Annotated in this window: 12 protein-coding genes; 6 read left to right on the forward strand and 6 right to left on the reverse strand. The window is 62.9% G+C overall.

The features are described from left to right. The first annotated feature begins 7 nt into the window (after positions 1 to 7). The 4 genes from I6L41_RS01420 to I6L41_RS01435 all read left to right on the forward strand — a co-directional run bounded on the left by I6L41_RS01420 (position 8) and on the right by I6L41_RS01435 (position 4,142). Positions 8 to 490 carry a GNAT family N-acetyltransferase gene (locus I6L41_RS01420; protein WP_103252408.1) on the forward strand — a complete coding sequence of 161 codons (483 nt, stop codon included), beginning with the start codon at positions 8 to 10 and terminating at the stop codon, positions 488 to 490. A 179-nt stretch (positions 491 to 669) separates the two neighbouring features. Further along, positions 670 to 1,965, forward strand: a complete 1,296-nt coding sequence (locus tag I6L41_RS01425; RefSeq protein ID WP_216961458.1) for a PAS domain-containing methyl-accepting chemotaxis protein — start codon at positions 670 to 672, stop codon at positions 1,963 to 1,965. A gap of 161 nt (positions 1,966 to 2,126) precedes the next feature. After that, complete coding sequence (locus I6L41_RS01430; protein WP_216961460.1) at positions 2,127 to 2,681, forward strand: DUF3332 domain-containing protein; 555 nt, start codon at positions 2,127 to 2,129, stop codon at positions 2,679 to 2,681. 87 nt (positions 2,682 to 2,768) lie between these two features. After that, positions 2,769 to 4,142 (forward strand): HD-GYP domain-containing protein, encoded by a 1,374-nt coding sequence (locus tag I6L41_RS01435; RefSeq protein WP_216961463.1) that lies wholly within the window; start codon positions 2,769 to 2,771, stop codon positions 4,140 to 4,142. Positions 4,143 to 4,219: 77 nt separating this feature from the next. Here I6L41_RS01435 and I6L41_RS01440 read toward each other — a convergent pair whose 3' ends face one another. The 6 genes from I6L41_RS01440 to I6L41_RS01465 all read right to left on the reverse strand — a co-directional run bounded on the left by I6L41_RS01440 (position 4,220) and on the right by I6L41_RS01465 (position 10,102). After that, entirely contained in the window at positions 4,220 to 5,278 is a 1,059-nt protein-coding gene (locus I6L41_RS01440; protein WP_216961466.1) for an FUSC family protein, read from the reverse strand. Between the two features lie 62 nt (positions 5,279 to 5,340). Then, positions 5,341 to 7,086, reverse strand: a complete 1,746-nt coding sequence (locus tag I6L41_RS01445; RefSeq protein ID WP_216961469.1) for a bifunctional molybdopterin-guanine dinucleotide biosynthesis adaptor protein MobB/molybdopterin molybdotransferase MoeA — start codon at positions 7,084 to 7,086, stop codon at positions 5,341 to 5,343. Beyond that, complete coding sequence (mobA, locus tag I6L41_RS01450) at positions 7,083 to 7,727, reverse strand: molybdenum cofactor guanylyltransferase MobA (RefSeq protein ID WP_139444514.1); 645 nt, start codon at positions 7,725 to 7,727, stop codon at positions 7,083 to 7,085. Before mobA ends, I6L41_RS01445 begins: the two co-directional genes overlap by 4 nt. Then, positions 7,699 to 8,394, reverse strand: coding sequence for an energy-coupling factor ABC transporter ATP-binding protein (locus tag I6L41_RS01455; RefSeq protein ID WP_216961472.1), 696 nt, complete (start codon positions 8,392 to 8,394; stop codon positions 7,699 to 7,701). The genes mobA and I6L41_RS01455 overlap by 29 nt, the downstream gene beginning before the upstream one ends. Before the next feature lie 34 nt (positions 8,395 to 8,428). Then, complete coding sequence (locus tag I6L41_RS01460; protein WP_019446238.1) at positions 8,429 to 9,130, reverse strand: ABC transporter permease; 702 nt, start codon at positions 9,128 to 9,130, stop codon at positions 8,429 to 8,431. Positions 9,131 to 9,259: 129 nt separating this feature from the next. After that, complete coding sequence (locus tag I6L41_RS01465; protein WP_216961475.1) at positions 9,260 to 10,102, reverse strand: substrate-binding domain-containing protein; 843 nt, start codon at positions 10,100 to 10,102, stop codon at positions 9,260 to 9,262. Positions 10,103 to 10,357: 255 nt separating this feature from the next. Between I6L41_RS01465 and I6L41_RS01470 the strand changes: the two genes are divergently transcribed. Together I6L41_RS01470 and I6L41_RS01475 are read left to right on the forward strand one after the other, a co-directional pair. Continuing rightward, positions 10,358 to 11,713: a sigma-54 dependent transcriptional regulator gene (locus I6L41_RS01470; protein WP_159144146.1), complete on the forward strand. Its 1,356-nt coding sequence runs from the start codon at positions 10,358 to 10,360 to the stop codon at positions 11,711 to 11,713. A gap of 25 nt (positions 11,714 to 11,738) precedes the next feature. Beyond that, positions 11,739 to 13,841: a HAMP domain-containing sensor histidine kinase gene (locus I6L41_RS01475; RefSeq protein ID WP_216961478.1), complete on the forward strand. Its 2,103-nt coding sequence runs from the start codon at positions 11,739 to 11,741 to the stop codon at positions 13,839 to 13,841. Positions 13,842 to 13,902 lie beyond the last annotated feature (61 nt).

Here is a 13,902-nt window from a genome sequence, read left to right on the forward strand (position 1 = left end):
GCAGCCAATGATTATTCGTCAGGCAAGGGCCGCAGATATTCCCGCACTGGTGGCGCTGCGCATGGAGCTGTTTTGTGAGGTCGGTGAGCTGGTGACGCCGCAGGCAGACCCGGCCTTGTGGCAGGCCACCCTTGACTATTTCACCCGGGCGATGAGTGAAGAGAGTGCTTTATCCTGGCTGGCTGAGGCCGATACGCAGGAGGGCGGCAAACAGATCGTGGCGGCCGGGACGCTGGCACTGTTTGAACGGCCGCCCTATCCCGGCAATCTGGCGGGGATGGAGGGGTATCTGCTCAATATGTATACGCGGCCACAATGGCGCCAGCAGGGGATCGCCACGGCGCTGCTCGATGCCATAACGGCCTTCGCCAGATCGCGTCAGCTGGGCAAGGTGTGGCTCCATGCCAGCGAGCAGGGGCGCCCTCTCTATGAGCGGATCGGCTTTGTCGCCAATCCGGCCTATCTGGAGTGGCAACCGGCGGTGGAATAAGGGTTTCAGCTCTGCATGAGTGGCGTTTGGTCGGTGAATTTGATTTACAGCAATAAATATGGCGTCAGATGGGATCGCGGCAACGCCGCCAACTATGCTGATGGAGCACGCCACCATTATCTTATTGATCCACTGCGTGGTTTGGCCATGGTGGGTGCCAGTCTGGAGGATACGTTTCGATGTTCAATAGCAAACTGAAAGCCGAGTTGCAGCAGTGCCAGGATCAACTTCTGGAACAGCAGGGATTTTTTGACGCAGTGCACGGCAGCGTGGCGACCATCACCTTTACGCCGGATGGCACTGTGCTGGCCGCCAATGATCTCTTTCTCAACGTGGTGGGCTTCAGTGCGCCCGAGGTTATCGGCCAGCATCACCGTATCTTTTGCGACAAGCTCTATGCCCAGAGCAGCGACTATCAGCAGTTTTGGGCGGATCTGAAGCAGGGACGTTCCCGTACCGGGGTATTCCAGCGCTTCAACAAACGGGGCGAGGCGATCTGGCTGGAAGCGACCTATTTTCCGGTCAAGTTGCGGGGCGTAGTGACCAAGGTGATCAAGATCGCGGCCGATATTACCGAGCACCACCTGCAACTGCTCAGCCAGCAGGCGGTGGTGACGGCGCTGGATCGGTCGCTGGCGGTCATCGAGTTCACCCCCGGCGGGGAGGTGATTGTTGCCAATGGCAATTTCCTCCATACCATGGGCTATACCCTGGCGCAGGTGCAGGGCAAGCATCACCGCATCTTCTGCGATGATCAGTTCTATCGAGACCAGCCCCACTTCTGGGATGAGCTGGGCCGTGGTCAGTTCAAGTCCGGTCTCTTCTGTCGTCAGAACAGTCACGGTAGCAAGGTGTGGCTGGAGGCGACCTACAACCCGATCCTTGATGAGCATCGCCAGGTGGTGAAGGTGATCAAGTTCGCTAGCGACATCACCGAGCGGATCAACAAGAGCGATGCGGTGCGGGAAGCGGCCATGTTGGCCCACGATGCGGCCCGGGAGACCCTGAACTGCGCCGAGCGTGGCGCGGGTCTGCTCTCCTCGGTGGTCGATACCTCCAGCCTGATTGCCAGCCAGCTGACTCACAGCATCGGCCTTATCAATCAGCTCAACGAGCAGTCGCGCAGTATCGAGGCGATCGTCTCCACCATCAGCAGCATCGCCGACCAGACCAACCTGCTAGCCCTTAACGCAGCGATTGAGGCGGCGCGGGCGGGGGATCAGGGGCGTGGTTTTGCGGTGGTGGCCGACGAGGTTCGCCAGCTGGCGGCCCGCACGTCTCTCTCTACCGACGAGATAGCCAAGGTGGTACAGAACAACCGGGAGCTGACCGCCAAGGTCACCTCCGAGATGTCCGACGTCGCCAGCAGCGCCGAGCTTGGCAAGCAGCAGGTGGGCGAGGTGAATGAGGTGATGAGCGACATCCGTCGGGAGGCGAACAACGTCTCCAGCACCGTCTCTGATCTGGCCATCTGAACCCCCTGACTTCCTGTCATGGCGGGGCATTGACTCATATTTGAGCAGTCAGTGCCCCAATCTGAACCCCTCCTGTATCGTCCCGCCATTGTGAATTGTCCTCTTCTGGCCCCTTGATTAGGCTTGCCGCCTCATTTATTTCAGAGCAGGAACAGAACACGATGGCATTACAACAGAAGGGGCGGGCAATGGCCCTGCTGGTTATGGTCGCGAGCATGGGTCTGGGCGGCTGTATGGGGCAGATGGGGCTTTCCGGTATGGTCACCAAGGGCAACCTGAGCGTGGTGGATAACCGCTACGCTCGTGCCGGAGTCTTTATGCTGCTCTCCCCTGTCTACGGTCTGGCCGCGACCGCTGACCTGTTCGTCTTCAATACCATCGAGTTCTGGTCTGGCAAGAACCCCATCACCGGCAAATCTCCGGCTGTGGTGGACATGAAAGCCGATCCGGTGATCAAGGTGAACCAGCATCTGGATCCGGCCCTCAAGACGGTGCCGCTGGCCATGCTGCCACAAGGAGTGCGCGAGGTGGAGATCAGCTACCCGAACGAGGGGACTGCCCAGATGGAAGTGCACTATCTGGATGGTCGCAGCAGCATGATGCGCGGCGAGAAGCGTGGCGAGCTGATGGATATCTACTTCGATGGCCGCTTTGTATCTACCCTGAGCCGCGCAGAACTGGAAGAGCGGGTGAATCAGGGCAAGGTTGCAGCCTAAATTCAACTGAATCCAGATCTATCCGGTATCAGATGGGGTATACCTAATCTGCTGGTAAAATCGCCATGATGTCTAAGGGAGTAGACTATGACGGTGAATGGATTGCGATTGGCGGAGTTGATTGGTTCCCTCAGTCATGCGCTCGATATGACCGAGGGGCAACCAAGAGGACACTGCATTCGCTGCTGCTGGATAGGTTCCCGTTTGGGAGAGCGGCTGGGACTGGACGCCCGGCTGCGCCATGATCTCTACTACACGCTTTTGCTTAAAGATTTGGGATGCAGCAGCAATGCCGCCCGTATCTGCGAGCTCTATCTCACCGACGATCTTCACTTCAAACGCGATTTCAAACTGGTGGATGGCTCCCTCTCCGAGGTAGTCAACTTCGTGCTGGGCCACACCGGCTTGCAGGCGGATCTGCTGGGACGTTTTCGCAGCCTGTTTCATATCTTTCGCAACGGCGACCAGATTGCCAACGAACTGATCCAGACTCGCTGTCATCGGGGGGCGGATATCGCTCGCCAGCTCCGTTTCAGTGATGATGTAGCCGATGGCATCCTCTCCCTTGATGAACACTGGAATGGCAAAGGTCGGCCCCTGCAACTGGCAGGCGAAGCGATCCCGCTCTTCTCGCGCATTGCCCTGCTCTGTCAGGTGGTGGATGTGTTTCACGCAGCCGCAGGTCCGGATGCGGCGCTCAAGGAGCTGCGCGAGCGCAGCGGCAGCTGGTTTGATCCGGCACTGGTTCGGGAATTTGAAGCGCTGGCCGACGAGGAGTTCTGGCAAGGACTGGCCGATCCCCGACTGACCGAGTGGGTGCTGGTCCACCCGGCTGGGCAGGGGGAGGTAGCGCTGGATGAGGATTATCTGGACGAAATCGCGGCGGCCTTCGGGCAGGTGGTGGACTCCAAAAGTCCCTACACCGCGGGTCACAGCGGCAGGGTGGCGCTCTATACCGACATTCTTGCCACCCAGATGGGCTTGTCCGAGCCGCGTCGACGCTGGCTCAAGCGGGGTGCCCTGCTCCATGATGTGGGCAAGCTCGGGGTGAGCAACGCCATTCTCGATAAGCCGGGCAAGCTCGATGCGCAGGAGTGGGCGGCGGTGCAGATGCATGCCGCCTATACCGAGGAGATCCTGAGCCGTATCGGCGCCTTCGAGGAGCTGGCGCAAGTGGCGGGTGCCCACCATGAGCGACTCGATGGCAAGGGCTACCCCAAGGGGCTGAAAGGGGACGAGATTACCCTTGAGACGCGCATCATCACCACGGCCGACATCTTCGATGCCATCACCGCCAAGCGCCCTTACCGCGGTGCCATCCCCGTGCCGCAGGCGCTGGAGATGATGGCGGAGAATCTGGACACCGCAATAGACCCTGACTGTTTTGCCGCCCTGCAGGCGGGTATTCAGGATTTCTCCCTCTACCTCACCACCGAGCAGCCGCTGGCCAATGCCAGTTAAGATTTGCTGCCTTCATGGCCCAAACGGCCAGTCAGACAGCAAAACGCCCCGCCACTGCGGGGCGTTTTGCATTGGGTCTAGTCGGGCTGCTTGCGATGGGGCGGGGTGAGGATCAGTCCCAGCAGGCGGCGCAGGTGGGTGAGCTGTTCGGTCAGCTGGACGTTGAGCCAGAGGTAGCCATTGATGGCTGCCTCTGCGTTGGGCGGCAGCGATACCTGGGTCGCCACCTCGTGCAGGCGGGCGATGGCGGCATCTGCGCCGCGACCATCGCCGGTTTGCATCATCAGGGCAAGCTGGTTGATCGCCTCCTCGGTGGCCAGATGGCAGGCTTTCAGCGCAGCCGTGCTCTGCATCAGGAAGTGGCTCTCCCGATCGTTCCAGTAGGTGTTGGCCAGCATCTCAAGAGTGCAGAGGGTGTTGCGCATGGTGACCTGCACCGCATCAAACAGGGCGACGCTGTGGCGTGTCTCCTTGGCCGCAGGGGCCAGCAGGGCCCGCAGTTTGCCGGTCTGGGCCAGCAGTTGGGAGAGATTGTGCTTGAGGCGCGGGCGCTCCAGCACATTGGGGGAGAGGTGAGTGTGATAGAGCCGCCCCGACTGCTGCAGGATTTGGTGCAGTTGCAGCCGCCAGTGGCTGTAGGCACGCTGGGGATAGATGCTGCAAAAGAGCAGCGCCAGCAGGGAGCCCAGTATCACGTCGGCACTGCGCCACAGAGCTGTCTCTATGTCTCCCGGCATGGCCCCCATGGTGACTCCCAGGGTGATGCCGATCAGCAACCCCACATAGGGGCGCTTGCCGAGGGCCAGATAGCCGCAGAGGAACATGATGCAGCCGCACCAGATCAGGGTAAGCGGTAGCGAGTAGATCTCGAGATAGAGCGCTACCACCCCGCAACTGGCGCCGAAGATGGTGCCCACCACTCGCTGCAGGGCGCGGGAGAGCACATTGCCCCAAAACGAGATGGGGCCCATCACCACCACCAAGGTTATCAGCGGCCAGGTGCTCTCCGGCAGTTTCAGCTCGCGGGTCAGCAGAAAGGTGAGCATAAAGGCGAGCGCAATGCGCAGGCCATGGACGATCCGGTAGCGGCCATAGACCAGCAGATCGAGTCGGGAGAGGGGGGCATCAAGACGCACGGTCTGCCTCCTGTCAGGTGGGGGACGGGGCGCCGTGCATCCGGCCGACGCCCCGCCGGGATTTAGGCCAGTCGTCCCTGCAGGGGGTGGATCCAGACCCGCTCGCCAACGGCGATCCCGGGTTGATCCGGTACGATTTCGATCAGGCAGTTGGCCTCGGCCATGGAGCTGAGAATGCCGGAGCCCTGTGGCCCTGTGGTGCGCACCCGCAGCTGGCCGTTACGGTCCTGATGAAAGATGCCGCGCAGAAACTCGGTGCGCCCCGGGCGGCTCTTCATCTTCTCGTCTGCCAGTGCCGAGAGGCGCAGCGGCTGCCACCGCTTGCCTTGCAAGCGGGCGATGGCAGGCTCGACAAACTGCAGCACGCAGATCATCGCCGCGACCGGATTGCCCGGCAGGCCGAAGAAGGGGGTCTGCCCCAGCTTGCCAAAGGCGAGCGGGCGGCCCGGCCGCATCTGGATGCGCCAGAAATCGATCTGGCCGAGCTCTGCCAGCACCAGCTTGATAAAGTCGGCGTTGCCTACCGAGACCCCACCCGAGCTCAGCACCAGATCGGCGCTGGCGGCGGCCTGCTCCAGCTGCTGGCGCAGAATGGTTTTGTCATCGGGAATGATGCCAAGGTCCATCACCTCGCAACCGGCGGCACGGATAAGGGCCATCAGGGTGAAGCGGTTGCTGTCGAAGATGTGGCCGGGGGCGAGCTGCTCGCCCGGTGCCTGCACCTCGTCGCCGGTACTGAACAGCGCCACTTTCAGCGGGGTGCGCACTGTGAGACTGGCTTGACCGAGTGATGCCGCCAGCCCCAGCTGGGGGGCGCCAAGCCAGGTTCCGGCCGGGATGGCGACCGCACCTTTGGCGAGATCTTCGCCGGCGAGGCGCACATTCTGCCCAGCCCGGATCGGGGCGGTGACGGTGACCCACTCACCTTCAATATGTGTCTCTTCCCGCATCACCACAGTATCTACCCCGGGGGGCAGCGGGGCGCCGGTCATGATCTGCACCGCCTGACCGGCCAGCACAGGCTCGTGGCGCTGCTGGCCCGCCAGCACTTCCCCCACCAGCTGCCAGCGACCGGTGGCGAGATCGTCGCTACGAAGGCCAATGCCGTCCATCGCCGAGTTGGCGTGGGGAGGCACATTGATGGGGCTTATCAGATCGGCGGCCAGCACAGCGCCGTGGCACTGGGCCAGCGGTTTGTCGCTGCAGGCAGTGCTCGGGGTGAGGGCCGCCAGAATGGCGTTGCGGGCCGCCTCGACCGAGAGAAAGCCCTTGCCCGCCTCCGGCTCCTTGCTCTGGCAGCCGTCAAGCCAGCGGCAGACGAAGTCGGCGATAGCCGCCAGATCGTTGATATCGAGTTGCGGCAGGGTGGTCTCTGCGGGCTGATCGCTGGCCAGCGCGATGATGTCGCTGTCTTCGGGGAAGAGTAGCGGCTTGCCAATCTCGGCGCGGTGCAGCTCGATTTTCGGGAAGTGTTCGTGCTTGAACCCCTCGACCAAGAGCAGATCGAGCTCTGTTTGATCGAAGCTGGCCAGCAGCTGGCGAAAATCAGCTTCGGCCAGTTCCGTCTCAATGATACGAGCATGACGACGACGGGAGGCGACCATCATCTGCTGGGCACCCGCCTTGCGCAGGCGATAGCTGTCTTTGCCCGGCTGGTCGATATCAAAGTCGTGGTGGGCGTGCTTGAGCACCCCGATGCGCAGGCCGCGATCCACCAGCAGGGGGATCAACTGCTCCAGCAAGGTGGTCTTGCCGGTGCCGCTCCAGGCGGCGAAGCCGAGCAGGGGAAGGGTGGGGGCCGGGGTCATGAGGTGACTCCTTGTTGGGGGGCGATAGCCGGGGCGAGCAGACGGGCCTCGTAGGCGGCCAGCTCGGCAGGGCTATTGAGATTGATAAAGGCATCCGGCTGATCGGCAAAGCTCACCACCGCCATATTGTGGCGGGCAAACCAGATATCGATTTTGCGCTCCCCCTCTGCCAGTGCGGCGGTGAGGGAGGGGAGCAGGGATTTGTGCAGCAGGGCCACCACGGGTTGCAGCCAGTCGCCATCGTGGGCTACCACCAGCTCGGTATCCGGTGTCAGGGCGGTGCGAAAGCGGCTCATCAGATCCAGCGGCAGGGCGGGGCCATCGCAGGGAACGAACAGCACCCAGTCGTGACGGGCGGCCGCAAGACCTGCCTGCATGCCCGCCAGCGGGCCGAGATAGTCGTTGTTGTCATCGCTGATGACCGGGGCCAGCGCCTGATAGCGGGGCTGACTGCGGTTGGCGTTGATCAGCACCTCATCTACCTGGGGGCGCAGGCGCGCCAAAACGTGGTCGATCAGGGGGCGTCCCGCCAGTGCTACCCATCCCTTGTCTTCGCCCCCCATCCGGGTGGCGCGGCCTCCTGCCAGGATCACTGCTGATACGGCAACGGGATCAGAGTGGCTGTCGCTTTTTGAAGTCATGTCGCTCGATGATTTTTAAAGGGGTCGTCTCTTGCAGCTGGCCACGGGCGAGGGTCCATTGCCGCTCGCACAGGTCGGTCAGGGCGTTGCTCTGGTGGCTGATGACGACCAGGCCGCTGCCATGTTCCCGCAGATCTTGCGCCAATGCGGCCATCAGGGCAACCGAATGTGTGTCGAGATTGGCGGTGGGCTCATCCATCAGCAGAAAGGCCGGTTGCAGCGCCCAGGCGCGTGCCATCGCCAGCCGTTGCCGTTCGCCACCCGAGAGAATGCTGATGTGCTCCCGCGCCAGCCCTTCCAGCTCGACCCGGCGCAGCGCCTCGAACACCCGGATCTCGCTGCCGAGCTGTTTATCGAGCGCCCAGGCCACGTTGTCGTGCACCGTGCGATCGAACAGATAGGGGGTCTGGTGCAGATAGGTGACCCGGCCCGGCCCCAGCTCCCGCTTGAGCAACCGGTTGAGCCGCTGTTGCCAGCGCCCCGGCAGATTGGTGTGGCCGCGGGTAGGAGCCAGCAGCCCCGCCAGGATTTTGAGCAGAGTGGTCTTGCCCACCCCGTTGGCTCCATGCAGCCAGATGGCATCCCCCGGTGCGATGGCGAGCCGGTCAATCTCGAACAGCTGGCGCTCGCCAAAGCGCATCGTTAGCTGGTGGGCGGTCAGGGCCATGGGGTACTCCTGTTGGTACACAGTGGGGGCATGGTCAGTTCTTCAGATAGCTGTGGCCGCGGCACGCCGTCAGCAGCAGGTTGAGCAAGAGGGCGAGGGTGAGCAGCACTATGCCGAGCGCCACCCCCTGAGTGAAGGCCCCTTTCTGGGTCTCCAGCGCGATGGCGGTGGGGATATTGCGGGTAAAGTGCAGGATATTGCCCCCCACCATCATGGAGCAGCCCACCTCGGTGACGATGCGGCTGAAGGCGCCGATGATGGCGGCCAGCAGGCCAAAGCGGCACTCGTGCATCAGGCCGATCAGCGCCTTGGGCCAGGAGACCCCCAGGGTCAGGGCGGTCTCCCAGGCGCGCCGATCGCTCTGAACAAACGCCGCGTGGGCCATGGTGGCGATCACCGGAAAGGCGATCAGCATCTGCCCCACTACCATCGCCTGCTGGGTAAAGAGCAGCTTCCAGTCGCCAAAGGGGCCGGCCCGCGACAGCAGCATATAGAGCAAGAGGCCAATCACCACGGTTGGCACCGATTGCAGGGTATTGATGCAGGAGAGCCAGAGCCAGCGGCCGGGCAGCGGCAGATAGGCCAGCGCAAAGCCCAGCAGCAAGGCGGGCAGCAGCACCAGCAGCAGGGCGATGCAGGAGACGGAGAAGGAGACCCCCACCACCTGCCACAGTTCGGTGTCACCACTGAACAGCAGGGCGAGGGCCGCCAATGTCGTGTCGATCAATGTCGGCATCAGACCTCTCTCTCATCGTGCAGGGCGAGGGCCGTCAATAAGGTCGTGTCGAGCAGGGTCGGCATCAGGCGCCTCCCTCAGCGAACCGGGGGAGGGCCATCAAGGTCAGCTCAGCGGTCAGCGTTGCCATTATTTCCCGTTGGCATCCGCTACGAACAGCGCCTGACCGGCTACCTTGAAGTCGCCGATCAGCTTCTGGCCATGCTCGGAGATCAGCCAGTTCTTCAGGGTGCGTGCCCCTTCGGTGTTGAGATCCGGGTAGCGCTTGGGGTTGACCAGGATCACCTGATAGGGGTTGAAGAGGCGCTTGTCACCCTCCAGCAGTACGGCGAGATCCAGCTTGCTCTGGTAGGCGAGCCAGGTGCCGCGGTCGGTCAGGGTGTAGGCACCCAGCTCCGAGGCCATGGTCAGGGTCGGGCCCATCCCCTGGCCGATGGATTTGTAGCCGGCAAACTCGGGTTTGACGTCAGCGGCTTGCCACAGGGTCTTCTCCTTGATGTGGGTACCGGACTCGTCCCCGCGGGAGATAAAGGTCTGGCCCTTATCCTTGATGGCTTGCAGCGCTTTGGCCGCGTCATGCAGTTTGGCCAGACCCGCCGGGTCTTTGGCCGGGCCGACGATGACGAAGTCGTTGTACATCAGGTGTACCGGCTCGATGCCAAAGCCCGCATCGACGAACTTCTTCTCGGCAGAGGGGGCGTGGGTCATCACCAGATCCGCGTCGCCATTTTCGCCCATCTTCAGGCTCTGGCCGGTACCGGCCGCCATTACCTGCACCGGATAACCGGTCTCCTTGGTGAACTGGGGCAGTAGCCAGCCCAGCAGACCGGACTGCTCGGTGCTGGTGGTGGTGGCGAGGCGGATCGGCGCTTTTGTGGCATTGGTATCCGCTTCGGCGTGGGCCGCACCGGCGATCAGCAGGCTGGCGGCGAGGGAGAGGGCAAAACGTTTGAGGTTGGTTTTTATCGTCATCTTGATGCAACTTTTTTCAGGGTGGATGAGGAGAGGGCAAGAGTAAGCAAGCAGGGTGCCAAACTGTTCCTTTGCCGCTGCATTCACGGTTTGCCGTTTAAAAACAGAAGCTTATTAAAATCAATTAGGTGAGCTTGTTATCGCTTTTAATAATTGGTGTTGGTGCTTTTGATACGGTAAGGACAAAATGTCCCACTAAGGTTCCGGTTATCGGGACATTCACCGACCGTACGTGCATCCGAGGTACTTTTTTCCATGACACTCCCTCCCAGCCGCTGGTCTGCCCTCTCCCTGCTTATCGTTGACGATGAGCCCGGCATGCGCAGCTTTCTGGCCAAGGCGCTGGCCAAGCGTTTTGCCCAGATTGAGACTGCCGCCAGCGTGGAGGAGGCGGAAGCCCTGCGCTGCCGCCTTCACTTCGACCTTATCATCGCCGACATCCGGCTACCTGGGCGCTCCGGCATCGAGTGGCACGAGGCCATCGACCCGGCCACTCGCCGCAGCGACATCATCTTCATGACCGGTTTTGGCGATATGGAGACCGCCCTCAAGGCGCTGCGCCTCGGCGCCAGCGACTTTATCCTCAAGCCCTTCAACCTCGATCAGATGGTGCAGGCGGTGGACAGAGTCATCGAGCGCCGTCAGATGGAGCGGGAGAACCTGCTGCTGCGCCGGGAGGTGAGCAAGCTGTTCCCGCCCACCCTGATTGGCGACAGTGCCAAGACCCGCGAGCTCAAGACGCTCATCGCCAGAGTGGCGCCCTCCAATGCCGCCGTATTGGTGGAGGGGGAGTCCGGCACCGGCAAGGAGCTGGTGGCCCGCGCCCTGCATCAACTCTCTGGCCGGATGGGGGCCTTTGTGCCCCTCAACTGCGCCTCCATCGCGCCAGAGCTGCTGGAAAGCGAGCTGTTTGGCCACGTGCAGGGGGCCTTTACCGGCGCCCGCAAGGGGCGCGACGGCCTGTTTCGGGTCGCCCATCAGGGCACCCTGTTTCTCGACGAAATCGGCGAAATGCCCCTTGCCATGCAGGCCTCCCTGCTGCGAGCGCTGGAGCAGAAGGCCATCCGCCCGGTCGGTGCCGAGCGCGAATTGGCGGTGGATGTGCGCATCGTCGCCGCCACCAACCGCAACCTCAAGGCCGAGGTGGAGGCGGGCCGCTTTCGCGAAGATCTCTTCTATCGCCTCAACGTGGTGGCGCTGCCGGTGGCCCCGTTGCGGGAGCGGATCGACGATATCCCCGCGCTGGTACACCACTTTACCCGCCAGCTCACCGCCGAGATGGGGATGGGCTCCTTGAGCTGGACCCACGAGGATGTGGTAGCGATGCAGGCCTACCCCTGGCCCGGCAACGTGCGGGAGCTGCGCAACCTCATCGAACGCTGCCTGCTGCTGGGCAAGCCCCCGGCGGATTACTGGCAGAGTAGCAAGCCCGCCGAACAGGGCACGAGCGAGGAGGGCTACCCGCTGGCATGGCCGCTGGCGGAGGTGGAGAAGGCCCACATTCTGCAAGTGGTGGCCAGCCATGATGGCAACAAGTCGGCTGCCTCCCGGGTGCTCGGGGTGGCGCGCAAGACGCTGGATCGCAAGTTCAAGGAGTGGGCCATCGAATGAGGAAGGCTGACTGGATGGGGTGGCGATGAAACTGACCCTGCTCTCCCACTGCATGCGCGCCCTGTTGCCTCGTTGCGTGCGCACCAAGGTGCGCTGGCGTCTGCTGCTGCTTACTTCGGTGCCCATCATGCTCACCCTGGTGGGCATGATCGCGCTCACCCTCTACTGGACCCTCACCTACAGCTGGCAGAACCTGCTCACCACGGTGCGCAGCGATCTTGGGGTGGCCCACCACGCCATCACGGTGCAGCAGCAGCGCCAGACCGAGCATCTCGAGCATCTGCGCGATGCCTGGGCCTTTCAGCTGCGGCTGCGGGAATCGCCGGATCAGTTGCATGACTGGGTGATGCCGCTGGCGGCCAACTATGGTCTCGATTTTCTGCGCTTGCGCCGTGGCCCCGAGCTGGATCAGCTGACGGCGCAGGAGCGCGCCGCCCTCACGGCCGGGCGCAGCGTCAGTCACTTTGTGGTCTGGTCGCAGCAGGAGATGCTCGCCCTCTCTCCGCAACTGGCCAAACGGGCCGTGCTGTGGCAGCGGGATGGCACCAGGGTGGTGGAGGACAGGGGACTGATCAGCCTGTCACTGACCCCTGTGATGGGCCGCGACGGCTCCCTTTGGGCCGTGCTGGAGGGGGGCGAGCTTGTCAACGGCAGCACCCGGCTGGTGGATGAGCTCAAGGGTCAGGTGTTTGCCAAAAATACCCTGCCAGATGGCAGCGTTGGCACTGTCACCCTGTTTCTCGACGATCTGCGGGTGAGCACCAACGTACCGGTCAGCAGTAGCCGTCAGGTGGGTCGGGCGGTGGGCACCCGGGTCTCGCCGCCGGTGCGCGAGCAAGTACTGGGGCGAGGGGAGATGTGGGTTGACCGCGCCTTCGTCCACGACGCCTGGTATGTCTCTGGCTACGAGCCGCTGCTGGGAGCCAGGGGCGAGCGGCTCGGCATGCTCTATGTTGGCTTTCTCGAGTGGCCCATTATCCGCACCTACCTCACCAATCTGGTGGAGCTGGGCTCTGGTGTGGTGCTGCTGTTGCTGCTCTCCGGCCTACTGGTCTATCGCGGCGCGCGGGATCTCTTCTCCCCCATCGAGCGGATGCACAAGGTAGTGCGGCAGGTGCAGGCCGGGGAGTCGGCTCGCATCGGCCCGCTGGCCCTCGACCCCGACCACGAGCTGGCCCAACTCGGTCGCCAGTTCGACGCCATGCTGGACAGGCAAGAAGCGCACCAGCAGCAGATGGCCCGTAGCGCCGATGAGCTGGAGCAGAAGGTGGCCGAGCGCACCCAAAGTCTCGAGCTCAAGACTGCGGAGCTGGAAGATCATATTCATATGCTGACCGAGGCGCGCCAGCAGCTGCTGATCAGCGAGAAGCTGGCGGCCCTTGGGGAGCTGTCGGCCGGGGTGGCCCACGAGATCAACAACCCGCTGGCGGTGATCCTCGGCAATGTGGAGCTGATGAAGCTGGAGCTGGGGGAGGCGGCCGAGCCGGTCAGCGAGGAGCTGGCACTGGTGCTGGCCCAGATCGAGCGCATTCGTGCCATCACCCGCAGCCTGCTGCAATATTCGCGCCCCGGCGACTACGAGACGGCGCCGGTGTGGCAGCACCTCAACCCCATCATCGAGGAGAGCCTGACTCTGGTGCGTTCCGCCCTGCGCCAGCAGCAGGTGGAGCTGGTGGCCGATCTCAGGGCCCAGCAGCCCATCGAGGCGGATCGCCAGCAGCTATTGCAGGTGCTGATCAACCTCCTGGTCAATGCCAGTCACGCGCTGGGGGAGCAGGGGGAGATCCGGGTCGAGAGCCGCGACTGGGTCGATGAACTGGGTCAGTTGCGCGGGGCCGAGGTGCGGGTGATCGACAACGGTAGCGGCATAGACGCCGCCATCATGGACAAGATCTTCGACCCCTTCTTCACCACCCGCGCCACCGGGACCGGACTGGGGCTGGCCCTGAGTCACCGCATCATCAGCCGCTGGGGCGGCGAGCTCTTGGTGGACTCCACCCCGGGGCAGGGGAGCTGCTTTACCGTGCGGCTGCGCAGCCACGCCCTGCTGCCAAGCGGCAGCGAGCCCGCGAAACTGGAAGGGTGGCGCATCGCCCTCAATGCCGAGGGTCGTGAGACAAGCGATTGATGCTGTTATAAAAAGGCCCGTGATAAAAACAGCCCGTCAACATGGTTGGCGGGCTGTTTTG

This window comes from Aeromonas sp. FDAARGOS 1411, assembly GCF_019047125.1.
In the GTDB taxonomy this organism is placed as follows: Bacteria; Pseudomonadota; Gammaproteobacteria; order Enterobacterales; family Aeromonadaceae; genus Aeromonas; species Aeromonas veronii.

Excerpts from the sequence above, each read along its gene's own strand:
- I6L41_RS01455 (WP_216961472.1), bottom strand. The coding sequence starts at position 8,394 with ATGGCCCTGACCGCCCACCAGCTAACGATGCGCTTTGGCGAGCGCCAG.
- I6L41_RS01460 (WP_019446238.1), bottom strand. The coding sequence starts at position 9,130 with ATGCCGACATTGATCGACACGACATTGGCGGCCCTCGCCCTGCTGTTC.
- I6L41_RS01435 (WP_216961463.1), top strand. The coding sequence starts at position 2,769 with ATGACGGTGAATGGATTGCGATTGGCGGAGTTGATTGGTTCCCTCAGT.
- I6L41_RS01465 (WP_216961475.1), bottom strand. The coding sequence starts at position 10,102 with ATGACGATAAAAACCAACCTCAAACGTTTTGCCCTCTCCCTCGCCGCC.
- I6L41_RS01475 (WP_216961478.1), top strand. The coding sequence starts at position 11,739 with ATGAAACTGACCCTGCTCTCCCACTGCATGCGCGCCCTGTTGCCTCGT.
- mobA (WP_139444514.1), bottom strand. The coding sequence starts at position 7,727 with ATGACTTCAAAAAGCGACAGCCACTCTGATCCCGTTGCCGTATCAGCA.
- I6L41_RS01425 (WP_216961458.1), top strand. The coding sequence starts at position 670 with ATGTTCAATAGCAAACTGAAAGCCGAGTTGCAGCAGTGCCAGGATCAA.
- I6L41_RS01420 (WP_103252408.1), top strand. The coding sequence starts at position 8 with ATGATTATTCGTCAGGCAAGGGCCGCAGATATTCCCGCACTGGTGGCG.
- I6L41_RS01470 (WP_159144146.1), top strand. The coding sequence starts at position 10,358 with ATGACACTCCCTCCCAGCCGCTGGTCTGCCCTCTCCCTGCTTATCGTT.
- I6L41_RS01445 (WP_216961469.1), bottom strand. The coding sequence starts at position 7,086 with ATGACCCCGGCCCCCACCCTTCCCCTGCTCGGCTTCGCCGCCTGGAGC.
- I6L41_RS01430 (WP_216961460.1), top strand. The coding sequence starts at position 2,127 with ATGGCATTACAACAGAAGGGGCGGGCAATGGCCCTGCTGGTTATGGTC.